Here is a 22,357-nt window from a genome sequence, read left to right as displayed (position 1 = left end):
GGCTCACCTCCTGGGGAGCAGCAAAGAACGGTGCCATTCGTGAAAAGCGGGAAGTACGGCACGAAGAACGCGGAAAGCCGATATTCCACCGCGCACCGTGCCGATGCGGACGAGTTCATGCTCTGGAGCGTCCACGACCACCCGGACGGCCGCAACCGGACGGGGCCCGGACGAGCGGGCGCTGCGCAAGGTGGCGGCCGACTCCATGTCGACGGCGATCGCCCCGCCGTCGAGCAGCTTCGCGCGCTCCGGACCGCGGACGACGTGGTCGGAGCCGATCAGCGGCCCGGTGTGCACCTGACGGCCGGGGACGACCCGCGCCACGGCCGCGACCAGCCGCTCGGTCTCCGTGCACACCGTGGCGTCGCCCCCGAGCCTGGTCTCCTCGGCGATCACCACGTCCCCGGGGTGCATGCCGGGGGCCAGCCCCGCGCAGAACCCGGACGCGACGACCGCGGCGCCGCGCAGCGCGGCGCCGTCGAACGCGGCGCGCACCGCGCGCTCCGCGTTCGACGGACCCATCCCGGTGCGCAGCACCGTCACCGGGCCCCGGGCGCCGCTGTGATCACCGCTGCGCAGGGCCACCTTCTCGATGCCGAGTGCACAGGCGATCAGCAGCGGCGCCGCGGGGTCCGTCGACCCCGGGGACGCGGCCATCAGCTCCCCTTGCCGACGTGCGCGCGGGCGTCGGGGCGCTCCCGGTCACGGGCGCGGACGCCGCCGACCGGCGGTTCGCCGTGCACGTACCGGCCCAGTGCGGTGAGGGGGAAGACCTGTCGGTACAGGTGGTAGTTGATGGAGAAGTCCCAGGGGAAGCCGGTGCCGGTGAAGTACGGCTCGTCCCAGCCGCCGTCGGCCCGCTGCGTCTGCGCCAGCCAGGTCACGCCGCGCCGTACGGAAGCGCTCTCCCGCTCCCCCGCCGCCAACAGCGCCATCAGGGCCCAGCCGGTCTGGGATGCGGTGGAGGTGCCCTGGCCCACCCATCCCTTGTCGCGGTAGGACCGCAGGTCCTCGCCCCAGCCGCCGTCCGGGTTCTGTACGGACATCAGCCAGCGCACCGCGCGGCGGATCGCCGGGTGGGCGGCCGGGATGCCCGCGGCGACCAGGGCCGGGACCACCGATCCTGTGCCGTACAGGTAGTTGACGCCCCAGCGGCCGAACCAGGCGCCGCACTCCTCCTGTTCGGCGAGGAGCCAGTCGATGCCGCGGCGGGCGCTCGGGTGGTGGGCCCGGCCCTCGTACGCCAGCATCTCGACCACGTGCGCGGTCACGTCGGACGACGGCGGGTCGATCACCTCGCCGAAGTCGCAGAACGGGAGCCGGTTGGGGAACTTGCTGGTGTTGTCGGCGTCGAAGGCACCCCAGGCTCCGTCCTTCGACTGCATCCCGAGCGTCCACCGGCCCGCCCGCGCCACCGCGCCGTCGACGCGTGCCGGCTCGGGGTGCCGCACGCGGCGCAGCGCGAGGACGACCTCGGCGGTGTCGTCGATGTCGGGGTAGGTCTCGTTGTGGAACTCGAAGGCCCAGCCGCCGGGTGCGAGCCGGGGCCGGCGCACGGCCCAGTCGCCCGAGCGGTCGATCTCCTCGCCGAGCATCCACTCGGCGGCCCGCACCAGCGCGGGGTGGTCGGCGGGGACGCCCGCGTCGGCCAGCGCGATCGTGGCCAGGCAGGTGTCCCAGACCGGTGACTGGCACGCCTCGACCATCCGCACCGGGGCGCCCGTCTCCGTCGCGCTCCACACGGCGAAGCGGTCCAGCGACTCCAGGCCGGCGCGCATCACGGGGTGGTCCAGGTCGTAGCCGAGCAGGTGCAGGGCGATGATCGAGTACACCGCCGGCGGCTGGATGCCGCCCCAGCAGCCGTCGTTCTCCTGGCGCTCGACGATCCAGCGGGACGCGGTCTTGATCGCGGCCTCGCGCAGCGCCCGGGGGGCGACCTTGTGGTACTGGTGCAGCGCCTTGTCCGCCCGCTGGAACAGGCCCTCCCAGGTGGTGGCGGGGGCGAGGGGGCGCGGCGGGTTCGTCGCGTCCGCGTCGACGTGCAGTTCGTCCAACGGGAACGGCGCCGGCCGGACCGGGCGGCGCGCCGAGACGATCGTCAGCGGCACGATCGTCTGCCGGGCCCAGCAGCCGAAGTCGTAGATGTTGAGCGGGAACCACTTCGGCAGGAAGACCAGCTCGGGCGGGACGACCGGCAGGTCCTCCCACTTCCACCAGCCGAAGAGGGCCAGCCAGATCCGGGTGAAGACCCGGCTCGCCGCGATGCCGCCGGACTCCCTGACCCAGGCCGCGGCGCGCGCCATGTGCGGGTCGTCGGGCCGGTCGCCGGCCAGTCGGAGCGCGACGTACGCCTCGATGGTGGCGGAGAGTTCGCCCGGGCCGCCGTAGAAGGTGGCCCAGGTGCCGTCGGCGCGCTGTTGGCCGCGGATGAAGCGGGCGGCGGCTTCGGTGGTGGACTGCTCCTGGATCCCGAGGAACTGACGTAGCAGCAGGTCCTCGGCGTCCATGGTGACGTTGGTCTCCAGGTCGCCCTTCCACCAGCCCTGGGGGTCCTGCCTGCTCAGCAGGTGGTCCACGGACCGCTGGACCGCCCGGCGGGCGAGTTCGGGTGGATCGCTCGCGGAGGTCTCCTCCGCGAGGGTGCTCCCGGCGGCGGCGCCGTTCGCCGGGAGGTCGAGCAAGGGTGTCTCACTGGCCGCATCGGCGCGGGTCCCCGCGGACCCGCCGCTCCCGTCGGTCGTCGCTGTCATGGCTTCCCCTTCCGTGCACGGTTACGTCTGCGCTGTGCTGGGGTATGCCGTCGACTGGTGAAACGGTTATCCGGTCACCTGCCGGCGACTGCGATGCGTATCGAGGTCGTTCTGATGGCGATCATCTCCTTGTACGGATGTCCCGTCTTAGTTGCCCGGGGACGCTTTGTCGAGGGATTGGCCGGAGAAGGCGGGAATCGCGCGCAATACGGGGCGTGCGACGGATCCTCGCCCGGGTGGACGGCGGCGCCCGTCCGACGGGACGGGCGCCGCCGCACGGTCACCGGTTGCGGACGACGACGAAGTCGGCGAGGGCGGTCAGTTGGGCCCTGACCTGCTCGGGCATGTCGACGGCGGTCAGGGTCTCGACGGCGATGGCGTGCTGGCGACGGGCCTCGTCCGAGGTCCAGTCCCGGCCGCCGGCCTCCTCGATCAGCGCCGCCCGGGCGGCGAACTCCTCCTCGGAGAAGCTCTCGAAGTCATTGCTCTTGACGTCGGCCGCGAGCAGTTCGCCCAGCCGGTGCGAGGCAGGGCCGCCGGCGGCGAGCGCCGCGACGACGGGCAGCGACTTCTTGCGCTGGCGCAGGTCGCTCCAGGTCTGCTTGCCGGTGGACTCCGGGTCGCCCCAGATGCCGAGGATGTCGTCGACGGCCTGGAAGGCGAGCCCGAGGTGGTGGCCGTACCGCTCCAGGGCGTCGGCGGTGCGGTCGTCGGCACCGCCGAGCACCGCGCCGATGGAGGCCGCGCACGCCAGCAGCGCACCGGTCTTGTTGCCCTCCATCTCCAGGCACTCCTCGACGGTCACGCGCTCGCGGTGCTCGTAGGAGATGTCCTGCGCCTGGCCGTCGATCAGCTTGCGGGTCGCCGTGGTCAGCCGGCGCGTGGCGCGCCCGGCCTCCACCGTCCCCAGCTCCAACAGCACCTCGTTCGCCAGGGCGAACAGCGCGTCGCCCACCAAGATGGCCTGTGCGGGGCCGTGCACCTTCCACACCGTGTCGCGGTGCCGGCGCTGCTCGTCGCCGTCCATCAGGTCGTCGTGCAGCAGCGAGAAGTTGTGGACCAGCTCGACGGCGACCGCGCCCGGGACGCCGACCTCCGGCGCGGCCCCCGCGACCTCGGCGGAGAGCAGGGCGAGCGCCGGGCGCACGGCCTTGCCGCCGTCGCCGTCGGCGGGCCGGCCCTGGGCGTCGATCCACCCGAAGTGGTAGGACGAGACGGTGTTCATGGGGGGTGCGAGGCGGTCCACGGCGGCGCGCAGCACCGGCGTCGACATGGCCCTGCCACGCTCCAGCAACGCCATGATGTCCACGGTGCGGGCGATGTGGTCTGCCGGGTTCGCCGAAGGCACTGTCGGCACGGTCTCTCCCCATTTCCGGTTTTCGTCGATGTTTCCGGCTGCGCTTCCGGCCGCCGAGGCTCGTGTGACTGCTCGGGTCGCTCCGGTCGCGCCCGTTGCTCCGGTCGTTCCGGCGCTGAGGCTCATGCCGTCTCCTTGAGCGGATGTTCGTGGGGCCGGCCGAGGGCGCCGAGCGCGGCGCCCGCGGCGGTGAACCCGCTCCTCACGGCGCCCTCCATCGTGGCGGGCCAGCCGGTGTCGGTCCACGCGCCGGCCAGGTAGAGGCCGGCCACCCGGGTGTGCGCCCCGGGGCGGAGCCGGCCGACGCCGGGCGTGGGCGCGAAGGTGGCGGTGCGCTCCCGGGTGACGAAGAAGTCCCGCACCTTCGCCCGACGGGCGGGCGGCAGCAGACGTTCGAGCTCGGGCAGGTACCGTGCGCGCAGCTCGGCCACGGGCGCGTCGATCTCGGCCTGCGCGGCGGACTGGGACACCGCCAGGTACTGGCCGTCGCCATACCCGGACGCCTCGGTGCGGTCGAAGACCCACTGCACCGGGGAGCCCAGCGCGGTGAAGAACGGGCGGCGCAGCACCGGCCGGTCGTACAGCACGTGGACGTTGAGGATCGGCGCCGTGCCGATCTCCAGCAGCCGGTCGGGGGCCTCCAGGGCGCCCTCCGGCAGCAGGGCGTGGGTCTCGCGCTGTGCCGTGGCGAGGACGACCGCGTCCGCGTCCAGCACGTCGGTGTCCGTACGCACCTGCCAGCGGCCGAGGCCGTCCCGGGCGATCTGCCGGACCCGGGTGGAGGTCTGCACGTGCACGCCCGCGGCTTCCAGCGCCTTGACGGCGAGGGTGTCGTGGAGCTCGCCGAGCGGCACCCGGGCCCACCCGATGTCGGCGGCGCCCCGCTCGGAGAGCAGACCGGTCTTGAAGACCATGGCGGCCAGGCCCATGGAGGCGTCGGGTGCGGTGGCGTTCAAGGTCGCCACCCCGACGAGGTCCCACAGCGCCTCGATCGTGCGCTTGGACTGGCCGTGCCGGGCGAGCCAGGTCGCGAAGTCGATGCCGTCGAGCGCCGGGTCCGCGGGGTCCAGCTTCCCCAGCGCGAGCGCCGCGCGCCCCACCGAGACCCGCTCGACCAGCGACAGGTGCGGATAGGTGGCGAGGCTGGCGGCCAGGTGCAGGGGTACGGGCAGGTCGGTGCGGCGCAGTCGGCCGAGCCGGGCCCGGCCGGGCCGCCCGACGTCGAGCACGGGCACGTCCAGCCGGTCCTGGACGGGCGCGAGGTGCGCACCGCCGATCCGCTCCAGGAACCAGCGGTACGCGGTGCAGCAGCGCAGGTAGACGTGCTGGCCGTTGTCCACGGTGAGCTCGCCGCGCTGGAAGGAGAAGGCGAGTCCGCCCAGCCGCGGCCGGCCCTCCAGCAGCGTGACGCGGGTGCCGGCGTCGGCGAGCTGGAGCGCGGCGGTGACCCCGGCGAGGCCGCCGCCGACCACCACGGCGTCGTGCGGGCCGTCCGTCATGCGACCTCCCCTCGGGTCGTCGGGCTCTGGGACGCCGCCGTGACGTCCGTGGTTGCTCGCGGGCGCGGCTGCCGACCGGGCATCAGGCGCGCCCCCTCGGTCCCTGGCGGGTGATGTGCCGGGCGTCGATCCCGGACAGCCCGCGCACGGCGACGTACGCCTTCTCCCGACCGGGCAGCGAGACCCGGCCGCGCAGCACGGCCTCGGGGTCGCGCTCGATGCGGTCCAGGAGGCGGCGGTAGATCCCCGCCATCGCGGCCACGCAGGCGCCGCTGCGCCGGTCCAGCATCGGCAGCAGCCGGTAGCCCTCGGCGAAGAGCGCCCGGGCGCGGCGGACTTCGAAGTGCACCAGCCCGGTGAAGTCCGAGCCGGGCGGCGGCACGGCCTCGTGGAAGCCGGCGGAACAGCCGAACTTGGCGAGGTCGTCGGAGGGCAGGTACGTGCGGCCGTTGGCCGCGTCCTCGCGAACGTCCCGGAGGATGTTGGTGAGTTGCAGGGCGAGGCCGAGCGTGTCGGCGTACTCGGCGGCGCGTTCGGTGCCGCGTGCGCCGGGCTGGGTGCCGAACACGCCCAGCGAGAGCCGTCCGATGGCGCCGGCCACGCAGCGGCAGTACGCCTTGAGGTCGTCCCAGGTCTCGTACGTCTCGCCGCGCACGTCCATCAGCACGCCGTCGATCAGCTCGTCGAGGCCGTCGAGCGGGATCGGGAAGCGGCTCGCGGCGTCGCTGAGGGCGACGGCCACCGGATCGGTGTCGTCCTCGGCGACGGCGCCGCTGCGGACGCGCGTGAGCACGTCGCGGGTGGCCTCCAGGCGGTCCCGCTTGGCCTCCGGGTCCAGCGGCCCGTCGCCGATGTCGTCGACCCGGCGCGAGAACGCGTACAGCGCCGACATCGCCTGCCGCTTGTCGGTCGGCAACAGTCTGATCCCGTAGGCGAAGTTCCGTGCCTGCTGTCCGGTGACGGCCTCGCAGTAGCTGTACGCGGCCTGCACCGGTGCCGACACGCTGACCGGTTGCTCCATGGACCGGCTCACCCCTCTCTACGGGCTCTACGCAAGACGGCCCCCACCTGGCGCAGCAGGGTCGTCTTGGCGGGTTTGGGCGGCCCGGGCAGTACGTCGAAGCCGGCGGCCGTGATCGCGTCGAGCGCGGCGTGCCCGCCGCCCACGAAACCGGCGAGCAGCAGCCGCAGCCTGCCGTGGACGCTGCCCACGAGTGCATGGCCCTCGTCCAGCAGCCCACGGGCGCGCTCGGCCTGGTACGCGACCAGGGCGCGCACCGACGCGCTCCCGGTCGGGGCCGACAGGTCGGCCTCGGTGACATGGAAACGCCGCATGTCCTCGGCGGGCAGATAGATCCGGTCGCGGGCGAGGTCCTCGCTCACGTCCTGGAGGTGCTCGACGATCTGGAGCCCGGTGCACACCGCGTCGGACCGGCGCAGCCGCTCGGGGCTCGTCGTGCCGGTGACCTGGAGGACCAGGTTCCCCACGGGGTTGGCGGACAGCTCGCAGTAGGCGAGCAGTTCCTCGTACGTCTCGTAGCGGCGGACCTGCTGGTCCTGGCGGTTCGCCGCGATGAGCCCGTGGAAGGGGGCGGCGGTGAGCGAGTGGCGGCGGACGGTGGGCTCAAGCGCCCGCAGCAGCGGGTGACGGGGGCCCTCGGCCCCATCGACCCACTCGCCCCCATCGCCCCCGTCCGTCGCGCCTGTCGCGTTCGTCGCGTCCGGGCCGGCTTCGCCCGCGCGGGCGAAGACGCGCCGCACGTCCGCTTCGAGCGCGTCGAGGAGCAGCAGCCGGTCGTCGGCGTCGTCGGGCGCCACGCCGAGCGCGCGGGCGTCCGCGCCGCCGGGCGCGAGGTCGCCGTCGCCGATGTCGTCGACGAGACGGGCGTAGCCGTACAGCGCCATCAGGTCGGCGCGCCAGGAGCGCGGGAGGAAGAAGGGTGCCACGGGGAAGTTCTCGTGCGGGGCCTTGTCGAGGGTGGCCCGCTCGGGGCCCGTGGGGCCAGAGGGGAGCGCGGTGCGCTCGGGCCGGGTGCCGGTCATTCGGGACTGCCCGGTGCGGGGACGGCGAAAGCCTCGCGGAGGTGGAGATTTTCGATCATTGCCGGCACATCTCCCGTTCTACACTGCTGATCCAATCCATCCTATTTCGGACACGCCGCCGGTGTCGGCTCCCGCGCGGGGACGGTCCGCCCGACGGGGCACCGCGGGCGTATCGCCCCACTTGCCGCGATTGGGCACCGGTACAGCTTACGTTGTACAACGCTCGCCCAACGGCGGGGGTGTTGTGCTGATAGCAAGAACGCACCATCGATGATCAACCTTCCCTCCCACAAGCCGAGTTGGCCTCCGCTTGCCCTGGGGCCTGCCCGACGGGTGCGGGCCGACCACCGGCCCTCCCCCGTCAGGACGCGAGAAGGCCCCCGTCCGGATGTCACCGCGGGGGCCTCGATCGGGGCCGGACACGGTGTCCGGCCGCCCTGCATCACAGCGTGCGGAGCGCGTGGTCTCGCGGGCTACTGCCGCCCGCGCCTTCGCCGCGCGCGCCCGCACGCGGTGCGGTCAGCCACGTCCGTAGCGCTCCTCGGCCTTCCAGAAGTAGACGAAGCCGAGGACGCCGAAGAGGACCGCCCAGCCCACCGCGAAGGCCCAGATGTGCGGCGGCAGGTTCTCGGAGCCGTAGCCGTCGATCAGCGCGAAGCGGATCAGGTCCATGTAGACCGCCGCCGGGTTCCACTGGAGCAGGTTCGCGATCCACTCCGGCTTGTCCTTGAGCATCACCGGGATGGAGAACATCACGCCGGAGGCGTACATCCAGGTCCGCATGATGAACGGCATCAGCTGGGCCAGGTCCGGCGTCTTGCTGCCGAGCCGGGCCAGGATCAGCGCGAGGCCGGTGTTGAACGCGAACTGGAGGGTGAGCGCCGGCAGGATCAGCAGCCAGGACAGCGCCGGGTAGCTCCCCAGGGAGACCGCGATCAGCCCGAGCACGAGCATCGACACCAGCAGCTGCTGGAGCTGCTGGAGCGCCAGCGAGATCGGCAGCGAGGCACGCGGGAAGTGCAGCGCCCGCACCAGGCCCAGGTTGCCCGAGATGGACTTCACGCCCGCGGTCACCGTGGTCTGGGTGAAGGTGAAGACGAAGACGCCCGTCACCAGGAAGAGGATGAAGACGTCCTTGCTCATCCCCCGCCCGGAGTTCAGGATCAGCCCGAAGATGAGGTAGTAGACGGCGGCGTTCAGCAGCGGCGTCACCACCTGCCAGAGCTGGCCGAGCTTCGCCTGGCTGTACTGGGCGGTCAGCTTGGCCTGCGAGAACGCCAGGATGAAGTGGCGCCGGCCCCACAGCTGCCGGACGTACTGCACGAGGCCCGGCCGGGCGCCGCTGACCGTGAGGCCGTACTTGTCGGCGAGCTGGGCCGGGGTCAGCGCGTCGTCCCCGGACACCCGGGCGGTCGTCGCAGTCGCGCCGTTCTGCGTTGTGTCACTCACCAGTGGAACTCTCTCTTCGGGATGCACGGCGGAGTATCACTTGAGCCTGCTGGACGCCAGGATGGAGACCAGGTGAAGCAGGGTCTGCACGACGGCGATCCCGGCGAGGATCGCGATGCCGAGGCGGGTGAAGAACAGGTCCCCCTGGACCATGTCCAGCACCGCCGCGACCAGGATGAACAAGCTGGCCTCGATGCCGCCGACCAGCCGGTGGAACTTCAGCGCGGCGGCGGCACGACGGGCCAGCGCCAGCCCGGACGAGCGGGGCACCGACGCCTCGTCCTTGACCGCGGCCAGACCGCTGCGCTGCCGGGCCACGTCGACCAGGTCGGTCTCGGCCTTGATCAGGATCGCGCCGAGGGCCGCGACCGTGCCCAGGAAGGCCCACAGCCACTCGGCCCGGCCGTCGCCGAACACGTCCGCGCCGCGGACGCCGAACCCGACCAGCAGGGCCGCCTCGCAAAGGTAGTGGCCGATGCGGTCCAGGTAGACCCCGGTGACGGAGGTCTGCTTGCGCCAGCGGGCGACCTCGCCGTCGACGCAGTCGAGCAGCAGGTACACCTGGAACAGCACGGCCGCCAGGACCGCGCCGGTCAGTCCGGGGATCAGCAGCGCGGCGCCGCCCAGCACCCCGACCACGACCATCAGGTAGGTCAGCTGGTTGGGGGTGATCCGGGTGTTCACCAGATACGGGTCGACGCGCAGCGAGATCTCCCGCATGTACAGGCGTCCGGCCCAGTGCTCACCGCTTCTCCGGTCCTTCACGCCCTCCGGGTGAACGACCGGGCGGAGTTCAGCTACGGATGGTCTTGGCATAGTCGGCGTACGCGTCCCTGATCTGGTCGGTGGTGAGGTCGAGGTGTTCGAGGATGGTGAAGCGGCCGGGACGGGTCTGCGGCGCGTACTCCACTGCCGTGACGAACTCCTCGGCGGTGAAGCCGATTTCGTCCGGCAGCACCGGAAGCCCGTGCCGGCGCAGCACGTCGGCGAAGAGGCCCGACTGCTCCGTGGCCCCCCGCAGGTGCATGGCGAACGCCGCGCCCAGGCCGACCTGTTCGCCGTGGCTGGCCGCGCGCTGCGGGTACAGCAGGTCGAAGGCGTGGCTGATCTCGTGGCAGGCGCCGGACGACGGCCGGGTGTCCCCGCTGATGGAGATGGCGATCCCGGTGAGGACCAGGGCCTCGGCGAGGACGGTGAGGAACGCGTCGTCACCGACTCCGCCGGGGTGGCGCAGCACCGACTCGCCGGCGGTGCGGGCCATGGCGGCGGCCAACCCGTCGACCTTCTCCCCGTTGACGCGGTGCGACAGCTCCCAGTCGGCGAGCGCGGAGAGGTTGGAGACGGTGTCGCCGACGCCGGAGCGGATGTAGCGCGGCGGGGCGTCCCGGATCACGTCGAGGTCGATCACCGTGGCGATCGGGGTGGGCAGTCCGTACGAGCCGCGGCCGTTGTCGTTGTCGAGGGTGGCGACCGGGGAGCAGATGCCGTCGTGCGCCAGGTTGGTGGCGACGGCGACCATGGGCAGCCCCACGCGCGCGGCGGCGTACTTCGCCACGTCGAGGATCTTCCCGCCGCCCAGCCCCACGACGGCGTCGTACCGCTTGCCCTTGATGCTGTCGGCGAGCTGCACGGCCGCGTCGATGGTGCCGCCGGCGACCTCGTACCAGTGGGCGCCGGGCAGCGAGGGCGCCAGCCGCTCTTGCAGGGCGCGGCCCGAGCCGCCGCTGATCGCGACGGCGAGCGTGCCGGAGGAGGAGATCCGCTGGTCGGCGAGGATGACCGCGAGGTCGTCCAGCGCGCCAGGCCGGATGTCGACGACGACCGGCGAGGGGATCAGCCGGGTCAGTACTGGCACGCGATCTCCCGGCCCTTGGCGAGGTCGTCGTGGTTGTCGATCTCCACCCAGCGGACGTCGCCGATGGGGGCGACGTCCACGGTGAACCCGCGGTTCACCAGCTCCTGGTAGCCGTCCTCGTAGTAGAGGTCGGGGTCGCGCTCGAAGGTGGCCTTCAGGGCGTCGGCGAGTTCGGCGGCGGCCTCGGGCTCGATCAGCGTGACGCCGATGTACTCGCCGGTCGCGTCCGCCGGGTCCATCAGCTTGGTGATCCGGCGCACCCCGAGTCCGTCCTCGGTGATCACCTTCATCTCCTCGTCGGCGAGCTGCTTGACCGTGTCGAGGGCGAGGATGATCTTCCGTCCCTCGCCGCGGGCGGCCAGCAGGGTCCGCTCGACGGAGACCGGGTGGACGGTGTCGCCGTTGGCGAGGATGACGCCCCGCTTCAGCACGTCACGGGCGCACCACAGGGAGTAGGCGTTGTTCCACTCCTCGGCCTTGTCGTTCTCGACGAGGGTGAGCTTCAGGCCGTACGTGGCCTCCAGCTCGGCCTGGCGCTCGTACACGGCCTCCTTGCGGTAGCCGACGACGACGGCGACCTCGGTCAGTCCGATCTCGGCGAAGTTGGCCAGGGTCAGGTCGAGGACGGTGCGTTCGCCGTCGACCGGCACGAGGGCCTTCGGAAGGGTGTCGGTGTAGGGGCGAAGACGCCGTCCGGCACCGGCTGCCAGTACGAGGCCGATCATGCGGGTTCTCCTTCGTCGTGTACTGCGGGTGCGGCGGAGGACACCCAGAACCGGATGCTCTCCACCAGCACCACGAGGGCGACGGCGACCGCGAGCGCCGTCAACGCGATGGTGAGGTCGGTGGCGCTCAGCAGGGCCGCCAGCAGGACGACGGCCAGGGTGCGGCCCTCGTGCCCGCCGATCAGCCGCACGAGCAGGCGCGGGGGCGCGCCCGTGCCGCCGCGGATGCGGTACACCGTGTCGTAGTGATGGTAGGCGACCGCCGCGATCAGGCCGAAGGCCGCGGGCAGGGCGCCGGGGACGTCCGCGCGGACGGCGATCGCCAGGACGGTGCCGTACTCGGCGGCCCGGAAGACCGGGGGGACCAGCCAGTCGAGGGCGCCCTTGAGGGGGCGGGCGACGGCGAGGCCGGAGGTGAGGACGTACAGGGCGGCGGCGCCGACGGGGACGTACGAGCCGTAGTCGGCGAAGGCCGCTGCGGCGACCACGGCAGCGCCGCCGACGAAGGCGATCACGGGCGCCGCGAAGGCGGGCAGCCTGGCGGCGGGGGAGCGGGCGCCGCGGGCGACGGCCTCGGCCAGCGGCCCGGAGTCGGCGAGGTCCGCCAGCGCCTGCGCGGCGCGGTCGGTCCGCTTCGCCTTGCGGGTCAGCGAGCGCAGCAGGCGGCCCGCGGTGGTGTAGCAGGCGGCGAAGGCGCAGCCGACGAGCAGCGCGTAGAAGACGATCCGGGGCGTGGCGACGGCGGTGAGCACGGCGATCATCGCCCAGCGCTCGCCGATCGGCAGCACGATCATCCGGCGCACCCACACCGTCCAGCCGACGCTGTCGAGGCGGTCGGAGAGCGCGGCGGTGGGGCTGGTGTTGGAGACGGCGTCGTGGTTGGCCTCGTTGAAGGAGAAGTCCACGACGTGTCGACAGGTCTGCAGGACCATCGCGGCCAGCGCCAGCGCCCACACGTCGTCGCCGCCGCGTGCGGCGCCGAGCGCGAGGCCGGCGTAGTACGCGTACTCCTTGGCCCGGTCGAAGGTGGCGTCGAGCCAGGCGCCCATCGTCGAGTACTGGAGCGAGTAGCGGGCGAGCTGCCCGTCGGTGCAGTCCAGGACGAAGGAGAAGAGCAGCAGCAGGCCGGCGGCGACGAAGCCGGCGCGGGTGCCGGTGGCCGCGGCGCCGGCCGCGATCAGCGCGGTGATCAGCGAGGCGGTGGTGACCTGGTTCGGGGTCAGTCCGCGCCGGGCGCACCAGCGGGCGATGTAGCGGGAGTACGGGCTGATGCAGTAGGTGGTGAAGAAGCCGTCGCGGGCCTTGACCGCGGAGCGCAGGCGCACGGCCTCGTCGTCGACGGCGGCGACGGCCTGGCGGGCCTCGTTGCGGGCCTGGGGGTCGTCGGGGACGGTCGCGACGAGCGAGCCGAGCTCCGGCCGGTGCACGGTGGCGCCCTCGGCCTCCAGTGCGGCGGCGAGCGAGTCGGGCAGGGCGTCGGTGCGCTCGGAGGTCGCGACGGCGCCGTTGCCGCCGGCGGCCGGCGCGGCGTCCGCGAGGGCCCGGGTCAGCCCGTCGCGGGCCGCGGGCTGCGCGGTGATCGCGCCCGGGATCGCGGCGAGCGGGAAGCGGGGGTCGGTGAGCGCGAGACGCAGGGCGTGCACGTGCCCCACGAAACGGGAGTCCACGACGGCGACGCGGTCCGCGGCGGGGGCGGCGGCGAGCAGCGCGGCGGTCTCGTCGGCGCCGGGCGAGACCCGTACGTCGAAGCCCAACGACCGCAGATCGCCCTCAAGCGACGATCCGGGCACGGACGGACCGGTGAGGATGGCGGTCGACAGACGAACTCACTCCTTGGGACCGAGGGTGCGGATGCCGGCGGCTCGGCCCGGTGCACGGGCGGCAGCTCGTCGGCAGAGGCTATCGGATGTGTTCGGGCGGGAGTTCACTGGCTGTTTGCACCCGCTCGACGCGGGGAACGCGCGGTGAGGACCCGTCGGTAGATCATCATTGTCGATCAGAGGCTCACCTCACAAACCGCGAGGTGCGGGCCGCCCCGTTTGCAGGTCACGCCGCGGGGTTCGGGGGCCCACAGGTCATAGGGTGGTTCGTATGACATGGCTGATCACAGGTGGGGCGGGGTACATCGGCGCGCACGTGACGCGCGCGCTGGCGGAGGCGGGTGAGAAGGTCGTGGTCCTGGACGACGTGTCGTCCGGGATCGTCGAGCGCCTGCCCGCCGGGGTTCCGCTTGTGCGCGGTTCGGTGCGCGACCGGGAGCTGCTGGACGGGGTCCTGCGTGAGCACGGTGTCTCCGGTGTGATCCACTTCGCGGCGAAGAAGCAGGTCGGGGAGTCGGTCGAGCAGCCGCTGCACTACTACCGGGAGAACGTGTACGGGCTGACCGTGCTGCTGGAGGCCGTGGTCGCGGCCGGGGTGCGCAGGTTCCTGTTCTCGTCGTCCGCGGCGGTGTACGGGGTGCCGGACGTGGACCCGATCCCGGAGTCCGCGCCCTGCGTGCCGATCAACCCGTACGGCGAGACGAAGCTGGCCGGCGAGTGGCTGGTGCGGGCGACGGGCCGGGCGCACTCGATCTCCACGGCCTGTCTGCGCTACTTCAACGTGGCCGGCGCCGACAGTCCCGAGCTGTCGGACACCGGGGTGTTCAACATCATCCCGATGTTCTTCGACCGGATCACCCGCGGCGAGGCCCCGCGGATCTTCGGCGACGACTATCCGACGCCGGACGGCACCTGCATCCGTGACTACATCCACGTCGCGGACCTCGCGGACGCCCATCTGACCGTGGCCGCCCGGCTGGCCCGGGAGGACGGCGCCGGGGACCTGACGGTGAACGTGGGGCGCGGCGTCGGGGTGTCGGTGCGGGAGCTGGCGCGGGTCGTGGCCGAGGTCACCGGTCGGGACGTGGAGCCGGTCGTCGAGCCGCGCCGCCCGGGCGACGCCGCCCGGGCCGTCGCCGCGGTGGACCTGATCGCCGACGAGCTGGGGTGGCGGGCCCGGCGCGGGGTGCGGGAGATGGTCGAGTCCGCGTGGGAAGGCTGGCTGCTGCGCCACCCGCAGGCGCGCTGACCAACCGTACGGCGAGATCGCCGGGCCCCGATCGAGGCAGCCTCCTCGGTCGGGGCCCGAGTGTTTCCGGCCGGCTTGCGACGCGGTTCGCCACGGCTCCAAAGGGACGCCAAAGCGGGCCGGCGCCGCCCGTACGGACGATCTGCACCCGGCTGACCTGCAGGCTCGTTTCCGCAGGTCAGGGGAATGACAACGGTGTTCAGTGCCGTGTTGCCACATACCCCCCACCCGTAGTTCACTGAGGTCTCGGCAGGGAGATTTCCCCGACGACCTGGAGGCGTTCTTCATGGGGGCTGGGCACGATCACGGGCATGCGCACGGAGGGCCGCCGACCGGCACGGCCGCCGCTGCCTACAAGGGACGGCTGCGCGTCGCGCTGACGATCACGCTGAGCGTGATGGTGCTGGAGATCGTCGGCGGTGTCGTCACCGGCTCGCTCGCCCTCGTCGCGGACGCCGCGCACATGGCGACGGACGGCATCGGGCTCACTATGGCCCTGCTGGCGATCCACTTCGCGAACCGTCCGCCCAGCACCAACCGCACCTTCGGGCTGGCCCGGGCGGAGATCCTGGCGGCGCTGGCGAACAGCCTGCTGCTGCTCGGCGTGGGTGCGTTCCTGCTGTTCGAGGCGGTGGAGCGGTTCATCACCCCCGCCGAGACCAAGAGCGGGCTGACGATCGCGTTCGCGCTGGTCGGCCTGGTGGCGAACGTGATCTCGCTGTCGCTGCTGATGCGCGGCCAGAAGGACAGCCTGAACGTCCGCGGCGCGTACCTGGAGGTCCTGAACGACGCGCTCGGCTCCGTCGCGGTGCTGGTCTCGGCCGTGATCATCCTGCTCACCGGCTGGCAGGCCGCGGACCCGATCGCCTCGCTGCTGATCGGCCTGATGATCGTGCCGCGGACCGTGAAGCTGCTGCGGGAGACGCTGAACGTGCTACTGGAGGCGGCGCCCAAGAACGTCGACATGGCCGAGGTGCGGGCGCACGTACTGGCGCTGCCGGGCGTCGAGGACGTCCACGACCTGCACGCCTGGACCATCACGTCCGGCATGCCGGTGCTGTCGGCGCACGTGGTGGTCGCCCAGGACGTGCTGGACGCGGTGGGGCACGAGAAGATGCTGCACGACCTCCAGGGGTGCCTCGGGGACCACTTCGACGTGGAGCACTGCACCTTCCAACTGGAGCCGGTCGGCCACGCGGCGCACGAGGCCAAGCTCTGCCACTGAGGGCAGGCCCCGCCCCGGCCGCGGGCGGGCTTCGGACGGATCGCATGTTCGACCCCGCTCCGTACGGTTCCGACCGTACGGAGCGGGGCACGATCCGGTATCGGGGGGCCGCAGGGCGTCCGGCGCGCGGTGCCGCCCCCGGGGGTCCGCGCGAGGGTAGCGCAGGGAACATGCCCGCTCCGCCGAAGTGCGGACAAGCCGCTCTTGTGCGGCAGACTGGGCAGGCCCCCAGGGCCGAGCACCGATGCGAAGGATGGTTATGCCGACCTCACCAGCCACCGCCCCGAACAACGCGTCGAACAGCGCGTCGAACGGAGCCCCACCAGCGATCATGCTCGAACTGGTCGACGAGCACGGCACCACCATCGGCACCGCGGAGAAGCTCTCGGCGCACCAGCCGCCCGGCCGGCTGCACCGCGCCTTCTCGGTTTTCCTCTTCGACGAGCGGGGGCGGCTGCTGATCCAGCGCCGCGCGCTCGGGAAGTACCACTCCCCCGGCGTCTGGTCCAACACCTGCTGCGGACACCCCTACCCCGGCGAGGCGCCCTTCGCCGCCGCCGCCCGGCGCACCCACGAGGAGCTGGGCGTGTCCCCCTCGCTGCTCGCCGAAGCGGGAACGGTTCGCTACAACCACCCCGACCCGGAATCGGGCCTGGTGGAGCAGGAGTACAACCACCTCTTCGTCGGCATGGTGCAGGCCGCGCCCGCCCCCGACCCGGAGGAGGTGGACGACACCGTCTTCGTCACGCCCGACGAGTTGGCCGAGCGGCACGCGTCGGCGCCGTTCTCCGCCTGGTTCATGACGGTGCTGGACGCGGCGCGGCCCGCGATCAGGGAGCTGACGGGTCCGGCCGGCGGCTGGTGACCGACCTCGGTACGGGCGGCGGCACCTGCCCCGGAAGGAGCGGGGCGCCGCCGCCCGGCCGTACCGCGGCCAGTGGCAGCTCGGCCCAGACGACCTTCCCGCCGCCCGCGGTGGGCTCGACGTCGTACGTCCCGCCCGCCTCCCGGGAGATCTCCCGCACGAGCAGCAGCCCGCGCCCGCCCGTGTGCCGCCAGTCCGTCTCCAGCGCCGTGGGGCGGTAGGGGTGGTCGTCCTCGACGGCGACCCGGACCCGGCCCCCGCCTACGGCGACCTCCACGGCGACCTCGGGCGAGAGCAGGGCCGCGTGCTTCACGGCGTTGGTGACCAGCTCCGTCAGGATCAGCAGCAGCCCCTGCACGACGTCGTCGCCGGCCGCGAGTCCCTGTCTGCCCAACAGGTCGCGCACCGCGTGCCGGGCCTCGGGCACGGACGCGTCGGCCGTGGGCACGGTGAAGCGCCAGACGCCGCCGCGGGCCTCCGACCCCCCGCCGTTGCCCGTGGACGGCCAGGCCGGGACGCTTCCGCGGCTCTCCATACGATTCAGTCCCCCACGATCGGCTCGACTGGCACTGACACTGACCCTCGGGTAAAGAGTGTTGGCGGCGCACTGGTACGGACCGCCGACCGGACCGGAAAACAACGCCAATCGATGGTTTTTGACCGCGTGAGCACGGTGCGATCAGAGCGGTGAACGCCCCTGACCGTTCCCCGGCCGGTCGGCGGGCCACCCCGGCGCGTCCGGTTCGGTGACCATGCGCACGATCCGTCGCCCGCCGACGCCGATGGCGATCAGGCCGAGACCGTCGAAGAGCAGCGCCAGCGAGAAGAACAGCCCCAGCACGTAACGGCTGCTCTCGGGCCAGTTGCCCAGCACGAGGATGCCGAGGACCAGCCCCACGGCGCCTTGGAACACCGTCCAACCGAACTGCGGCCCGCGCACCACGAGGCTGCCGACCAGCCGGAACAGCCCGCCGGTGAGGAAGAGCAGCGCGGCGAACAGCGTCAGCGCCTCCGCCGAGCCGTACGGGTGGCGGATGACGACGATGCCGGCGGCGATGTTCAGCGCGGCGACCACCACGGCCAGCCAGAAGTAGTCGCTGCCCCGGGACTGGATCGCGTGCACCAGCCCGACGAGGCCGCCGATCAGCAGCAGCCAGCCGAACAGCAGCATCGAGGTGAGCGTCGCGACCCCGGTGTAGATCAGACCCACCACTCCGGCGATGACCAGGATGGTGCCGAGCACGGCCAACAGGCCGAAGTTGCGCTTGAGCTTCCTGGGCTCCTCCGGCCCGGGAGAGCGGGTGGTACCGGCCATGTCCCTCTGCCTCCTCACCCCTCCTTGATCGTAGGTCGCCCCGCTGCGGATAGCATCCGGCGCATGGAGGCAGCCCGCTCCGGCACGGAGCCCCAGGTCTCGCACACCGTCGCCGACGGCGTCGCGACGGTCGTCATCGACCGCCCCGCCAAGCGCAACGCGCTCACCCCGGAGATGTGGCGCGCCCTGCCGCCGCTCCTCGACCGGCTCGCCGGGGATCCGCTGGTGCGCGTCCTGGTGCTACGGGGCGCGGGAGCCACCTTCAGCGCGGGTGCGGACGTCGCCGCCCTGCAGCAGCCCGGCCAGCGCCTCCAGGAGCTGGCCGGCCGGGCGGAAGAGGCGCTGGCCGCCTTCCCCAAGCCGACGCTCGCCGCCGTGCGCGGGCACTGCGTCGGCGGCGGCTGTCAGCTCGCGGTCGCCTGCGACCTGCGGTTCGCGGAGGAGGGCGCGCAGTTCGGCATCACCCCCGCCAAGCTGGGAGTGGTGTACCCGTCGGCGCCGACCCGTCGGCTGACCGCGCTGGTGGGCCCCTCGACGGCGAAGTTCCTGCTGTTCTCCGGCGAGTTGGTCGACTCGGCGCGGGCCCTGCGGACCGGGCTGGTCGACGAGGTGCTGCCGAGCGGCGAACTGGACGCGCGGGTCGCCGACTTCGCCCGGACCCTCACCGCGCGCTCCCAGCTCACCCAGGTCGCGACGAAGGAGTTCGTCACCGGGCGCACCGACCGGGACGCGCACTGGGAGCGGCAGGCGACCGAGCAGTCGGGCCCGGGCGGCGACACCGCGGAGGGCGTCACCGCGTTCCTTGAGCGACGTGCCCCCCGCTTCACCTGGACCACCTGACCGCCCCCGGCCCGTCAGCGGATGCCCCGCCGGGCGCGGTTTCGCCGGGCGGCGGCCTGTGTCGTTGCGTCTGCGGCCCGTAGGGAAACGGCGGCAACGTCCGAAGGGACAGCGGACGGGCCCCCGGGCACGAACCTAGCGGAGCGTCACTGCATGATCTCGGCCGCGCCGGTGCGCCACTGGGCGACGAGGTGCGCCGGCGCCTTGTCCGGCGAGCCCGCGTCGTACGGCGGCTGCGGGTCGTACTCGGTCAGCAGCTGGACGCTCTGGGCGACGTCGTCGCCGGCGATCTTGCCGAGCAGGTGCAGCGCCATGTCGATGCCGGAGGAGACCCCGGCCGCGGTCACGTACTTGCCGTCGAAGACCACGCGTTCCCTGGACGGCCGGGCGCCCAGGCTCCCCAGTTCCTCCAGGGCGAGCCAGTGGCTGGTGGCGCGCCGGCCGTCCAGCAGTCCGGCGCCGGCGAGCAGCAGGGAGCCGGTGCACACGGACGTGGTCCAGGTCGTGGTGGCGTCCACGGTGCGCAGCCACTCGGTGACCTCCCCGTCGGCCCGCGCCGCCTCGTCGCCCGGCCCGCCGGGCACGAGCAGGATGTCGGGGCTGGTCACGTCGGCCAGGGTCCGGTCGGCGACGAGTGCGAGGGTGCCCTGGTCGCCGCGGACGGGCCCTTCCTCCTTGCCGACGAAGACGACCTCGGAGCCGGGCAGCCGCCCGAGGAGTTCGTAGGGGCCGACGGCGTCGAGGGTGGTGAAGCGGTCGTAGAGCAGGACGGCGATCTGCATGGTTCTCCTTGCGTCGATCTGGGTTCGGGGTTCAGTCGGTGCCCGCGGGAGCAGGCACGTGGAACCGGCGGCGGTATTCGGCGGGTGCGGTGCCGAGCGCACGGACGAACGCCCGGCGCATCGCCTCCGGGGTGCCGTATCCGCTGGCCCGGGAGACCTCCTCCACGCCGTCGCAGGTCTCCTCCAGGAGCCGGCGGGCGTGTTCGAGGCGTACCCGCTCCACGTACCGGCCGGGAGTGACTCCGGTCTCGGCGCGGAAGGCGCGGGCGAAGTGGCGCGGGGACAGCCGGGCGCGGGCGGCCAGCGCCTCGACGGACAGATCTCCGGCGGGGTGCTCGCTGATCCAGCTCTGGACGTCCCGCAGCGGCTCGCGCCGCGCGGTCTGGGCCGTGAGTTGGGCGCTGAACTGGGCCTGGTTCCCGGGCCTGCGCAGGAAGACGACCAGGTGGCGGGCGATGGTGAGCGCCACGTCCCGCCCCAGGTCCTCCTCGACGAGCGCGAGCGCGAGGTCGATGCCGGAGGTCACGCCGGCGGAGGTGGCGATCTTGCCGTCCCGCACGAAGATGGGCTCGGGGTCGAACTGCACCGCCGGGTGCGCCCGGGCGAGGTCGGCGCAGTGCGCCCAGTGGCTGGTGGCGCGCCGGCCGTCGAGCAGTCCGGCGTGCGCGAGCAGTTCCGCGCCGGTGCAGACCGAGACGAGGCGCTGGACGCGCGGCCCGTGTTCGCGGAGCCAGTCCACGAGGGCCGGCGCGGGCGCATGGGTGCCCGGCCCGCCCGGCACCAGCAGGGTGTGCGGCTCGGCAGCGGACGCCAGGTCCGTGTCGGGCAGCAGGGTGAGCCCGCTGGAGGTGCGTACGGGCCGGCCGTCCACCGATGCGGTGCCGAGCGGGTACGCGGTGCGCCCCGCGATCGCGTCCGCGCCGCTGAAGACTTCGACGGGTCCGGTCAGGTCCAGGCTCTGGACCCCGTCGAAGAGGACCACGAGGACGGCTCGTTCGGTCATGGCTCCATCCTCCGTACGGCCCGGTCACGGCCGCAATGACGAGCACCCCACCTTTCCTGCCATCGGGCGCCGGTGGCCCTCTCAGGCCCAGGCGGGGCGGTCGGTGCCCCAACGGGTGGGCGGGCGGCGCCAGGTGCGGGGCGCGCCCTCGTAGTGCACCGGCGTCAGGGCGTGGCGGAGGGTGCCGTACGGCGACGCGGTCTCGGTGAGCCAGGGTTCGGGGTCGGGCGCGGCAGCGGGCCCCGCGGGCTGCGCGGTGTCGCGGCCGTTCAGGAGCCAGGACGCGGTGCCCGCGAGGGAGAGCCGGATCAGCCGTCCGCCGCCGGTGGCGTGGCGCTCCGTCAGCGCCCGCAGCACGGCCGCCGCGAGCAGGTGTCCGGTGCCGTGGTCCAGGGCTTGCGCGGGCAGCACGCCTGGGTGGCCGTCGGCGTCCGCTTCCACGGCGGCGATCCCGCTGGCGGCCTGCACGAGGCTGTCGAAGCCGCGCCGGCCGGCCCACGGCCCCTCGTGGCCCCAGGCGCACAGCTCGGCGACGATCAGGCCGGGGCGGCGGGCCGCGAGTGCGTCGGGGGTCAGTCCGTACGCGGCGAGGGCGCCGGGGCGGTAGCCGCCGACGAGGACGTCGGCTTCGTCGAGGAGGGCGTCGAAGGCGCGTCGGTCCGCGGGGGCGGCGAGGTCGAGCAGGGTGGAGCGCTTGCCGATGCCGGTGTCGGCGTGCGCGTCGGGATCCTCGGGGATGCCGGGCGGATCGACCCGCAGGACGTCTGCACCGAGCAGGGCGAGGGTGCGGGTGGCCACGGGCCCGGCGATGACCCGCGTCAGGTCGAGGACCCGCACTCCCTGGGCGGGCAGGGCCGCCGACGGCAGTTCGCGGGGCGCGCCCGCCCCCAGGTCGCGGGTCTCGACCAAGGGGAGCCCGGCACTCAGGACGCCCGGCGGCGCGGCTGCCACGGCGACCGCGAGACCGCCGGCCGCGTACACCGCCTCCTGCACCGCACGGGACGAGCGGTCGGCCAGCTCGGCGGCGAGGGCGGCGCGCGCCCGCGCCGAGTCGTCCCCCGGGTCGGGCATGCCGAGGGCGTCGAGCAACCGCGCGCGGTGGTGCGGATAGTTCGCGTGGGTGCGCACCCAGCCGTCCGCCGCGCGCCAGAAGCCGGACAGCGGTGCGAAGGACGCCGGGGCGCGGCCGTCGATGCGCACGTGCCGCTCGCTGACGAACGCGGTGGCCACAGCCGCCTCGTCCACCCGCACGGCGGGCACCGGCGTCCCGCTGCGGCGGGCGAGGAGTTCGGCGGCGGCCAGCGAGCAGACGCCGACGGTGGCGCGCGCCAACTCCCGTACGGGCAGCCGCGCTTGGAGCGCGCCCGGCGCCGGGTGGAACGTCACGGTGGCCGCTGCTTCGGGTGCGCCACCCAGGGCGGCCCAGGCGTGCGCGGTGGCCGCGTCGGGAAGATCGTTCGGTCCGGTGGACCTGGCGGTGTCGATCATCGAGCCAGTCTGCCCGAGTCCGCGCGGCGGGCCGGTTCCGGCCGCGGGCCGCGTGGTCGGGCCCGGCCCGGGGAACGGTTTGGCACAATGCA

19 protein-coding genes and 1 pseudogene are annotated in these 22,357 nt (G+C 73.2%); 4 read left to right on the top strand and 16 right to left on the bottom strand.

Going from position 1 to position 22,357, the window contains the following annotated elements; genetic code table 11:
• Positions 1-3 precede the first annotated feature (3 nt).
• The 11 genes and pseudogenes from ABZ842_RS07625 to ABZ842_RS07575 all read right to left on the bottom strand — a co-directional run bounded on the left by ABZ842_RS07625 (position 4) and on the right by ABZ842_RS07575 (position 13,498).
• The gene (locus ABZ842_RS07625; RefSeq protein WP_361533272.1) at positions 4-657 is read right to left on the bottom strand and encodes a 1-hydroxy-2-methyl-2-butenyl 4-diphosphate reductase; all 654 of its coding nucleotides are present in this window, start codon (positions 655-657) and stop codon (positions 4-6) included.
• Positions 657-2,750, bottom strand: coding sequence for a squalene--hopene cyclase (shc, locus tag ABZ842_RS07620; protein ID WP_361533269.1), 2,094 nt, complete (start codon positions 2,748-2,750; stop codon positions 657-659). Before shc ends, ABZ842_RS07625 begins: the two co-directional genes overlap by 1 nt.
• Positions 2,751-3,030: 280 nt before the next feature.
• The gene (locus ABZ842_RS07615) at positions 3,031-4,098 is read right to left on the bottom strand and encodes a polyprenyl synthetase family protein (protein WP_361533491.1); all 1,068 of its coding nucleotides are present in this window, start codon (positions 4,096-4,098) and stop codon (positions 3,031-3,033) included.
• A 131-nt stretch (positions 4,099-4,229) separates the two neighbouring features.
• Positions 4,230-5,657 (bottom strand): annotated as a pseudogene (gene hpnE / locus ABZ842_RS07610) (hydroxysqualene dehydroxylase HpnE); the annotation flags it as partial.
• A 31-nt stretch (positions 5,658-5,688) separates the two neighbouring features.
• The gene (gene hpnD, locus ABZ842_RS07605) at positions 5,689-6,627 is read right to left on the bottom strand and encodes a presqualene diphosphate synthase HpnD (RefSeq protein WP_361533266.1); all 939 of its coding nucleotides are present in this window, start codon (positions 6,625-6,627) and stop codon (positions 5,689-5,691) included.
• Positions 6,628-6,635: 8 nt separating this feature from the next.
• A complete protein-coding gene (hpnC, locus tag ABZ842_RS07600) occupies positions 6,636-7,649 on the bottom strand; it encodes a squalene synthase HpnC (protein ID WP_361533263.1) in 1,014 nt (337 codons plus the stop codon).
• A 519-nt stretch (positions 7,650-8,168) separates the two neighbouring features.
• Positions 8,169-9,098, bottom strand: a complete 930-nt coding sequence (locus ABZ842_RS07595; RefSeq protein ID WP_361533260.1) for an ABC transporter permease — start codon at positions 9,096-9,098, stop codon at positions 8,169-8,171.
• A 36-nt stretch (positions 9,099-9,134) separates the two neighbouring features.
• Positions 9,135-9,914 (bottom strand): CDP-alcohol phosphatidyltransferase family protein, encoded by a 780-nt coding sequence (locus ABZ842_RS07590; protein WP_361533257.1) that lies wholly within the window; start codon positions 9,912-9,914, stop codon positions 9,135-9,137.
• On the bottom strand, positions 9,892-10,953 hold the full coding sequence (locus ABZ842_RS07585) for an iron-containing alcohol dehydrogenase family protein (protein WP_361533254.1): 1,062 nt from the start codon (positions 10,951-10,953) through the stop codon (positions 9,892-9,894). The genes ABZ842_RS07590 and ABZ842_RS07585 overlap by 23 nt, the downstream gene beginning before the upstream one ends.
• Positions 10,941-11,678 (bottom strand): phosphocholine cytidylyltransferase family protein, encoded by a 738-nt coding sequence (locus ABZ842_RS07580; RefSeq protein WP_361533251.1) that lies wholly within the window; start codon positions 11,676-11,678, stop codon positions 10,941-10,943. Before ABZ842_RS07580 ends, ABZ842_RS07585 begins: the two co-directional genes overlap by 13 nt.
• Positions 11,675-13,498, bottom strand: coding sequence for a DUF5941 domain-containing protein (locus ABZ842_RS07575; RefSeq protein ID WP_361533488.1), 1,824 nt, complete (start codon positions 13,496-13,498; stop codon positions 11,675-11,677). Before ABZ842_RS07575 ends, ABZ842_RS07580 begins: the two co-directional genes overlap by 4 nt.
• Positions 13,499-13,769: 271 nt before the next feature.
• On the opposite strand from ABZ842_RS07575, the gene galE reads away from it, so the two are divergent.
• From galE to idi, 3 genes are all read left to right on the top strand, one after another.
• Positions 13,770-14,747 (top strand): UDP-glucose 4-epimerase GalE, encoded by a 978-nt coding sequence (gene galE, locus ABZ842_RS07570; RefSeq protein WP_361533248.1) that lies wholly within the window; start codon positions 13,770-13,772, stop codon positions 14,745-14,747.
• Between the two features lie 286 nt (positions 14,748-15,033).
• The gene (locus ABZ842_RS07565) at positions 15,034-15,972 is read left to right on the top strand and encodes a cation diffusion facilitator family transporter (protein ID WP_361533245.1); all 939 of its coding nucleotides are present in this window, start codon (positions 15,034-15,036) and stop codon (positions 15,970-15,972) included.
• A gap of 259 nt (positions 15,973-16,231) precedes the next feature.
• Positions 16,232-16,837, top strand: a complete 606-nt coding sequence (gene idi / locus ABZ842_RS07560) for an isopentenyl-diphosphate Delta-isomerase (protein WP_361533242.1) — start codon at positions 16,232-16,234, stop codon at positions 16,835-16,837.
• Here the strand turns inward: idi and ABZ842_RS07555 are convergent.
• Complete coding sequence (locus ABZ842_RS07555) at positions 16,803-17,372, bottom strand: ATP-binding protein (RefSeq protein WP_361533239.1); 570 nt, start codon at positions 17,370-17,372, stop codon at positions 16,803-16,805. The two genes, idi and ABZ842_RS07555, sit on opposite strands and share 35 nt — an antisense overlap.
• Positions 17,373-17,516: 144 nt before the next feature.
• Positions 17,517-18,152 carry a DUF308 domain-containing protein gene (locus ABZ842_RS07550; RefSeq protein ID WP_361533236.1) on the bottom strand — a complete coding sequence of 212 codons (636 nt, stop codon included), beginning with the start codon at positions 18,150-18,152 and terminating at the stop codon, positions 17,517-17,519.
• Positions 18,153-18,215: 63 nt separating this feature from the next.
• Here ABZ842_RS07550 and ABZ842_RS07545 point away from each other — a divergent pair, with 63 nt between their 5' ends.
• Complete coding sequence (locus tag ABZ842_RS07545) at positions 18,216-18,992, top strand: enoyl-CoA hydratase/isomerase family protein (protein WP_361533233.1); 777 nt, start codon at positions 18,216-18,218, stop codon at positions 18,990-18,992.
• 146 nt (positions 18,993-19,138) lie between these two features.
• Here ABZ842_RS07545 and ABZ842_RS07540 read toward each other — a convergent pair whose 3' ends face one another.
• From ABZ842_RS07540 to ABZ842_RS07530, 3 genes are all read right to left on the bottom strand, one after another.
• Positions 19,139-19,774, bottom strand: coding sequence for a DJ-1/PfpI family protein (locus ABZ842_RS07540; protein WP_361533230.1), 636 nt, complete (start codon positions 19,772-19,774; stop codon positions 19,139-19,141).
• A 31-nt stretch (positions 19,775-19,805) separates the two neighbouring features.
• Entirely contained in the window at positions 19,806-20,777 is a 972-nt protein-coding gene (locus tag ABZ842_RS07535; protein ID WP_361533227.1) for a GlxA family transcriptional regulator, read from the bottom strand.
• Between the two features lie 81 nt (positions 20,778-20,858).
• The gene (locus ABZ842_RS07530; RefSeq protein ID WP_361533224.1) at positions 20,859-22,265 is read right to left on the bottom strand and encodes a CoA transferase; all 1,407 of its coding nucleotides are present in this window, start codon (positions 22,263-22,265) and stop codon (positions 20,859-20,861) included.
• Positions 22,266-22,357: the final 92 nt, after the last annotated feature.

Origin of the sequence: Streptomyces sp. NPDC047315 (genome assembly GCF_040643215.1) — a bacterium.
Taxonomy (GTDB): domain Bacteria; phylum Actinomycetota; class Actinomycetes; order Streptomycetales; family Streptomycetaceae; genus Streptomyces.
This window is presented reverse-complemented; position numbering and strand designations above follow the sequence as displayed.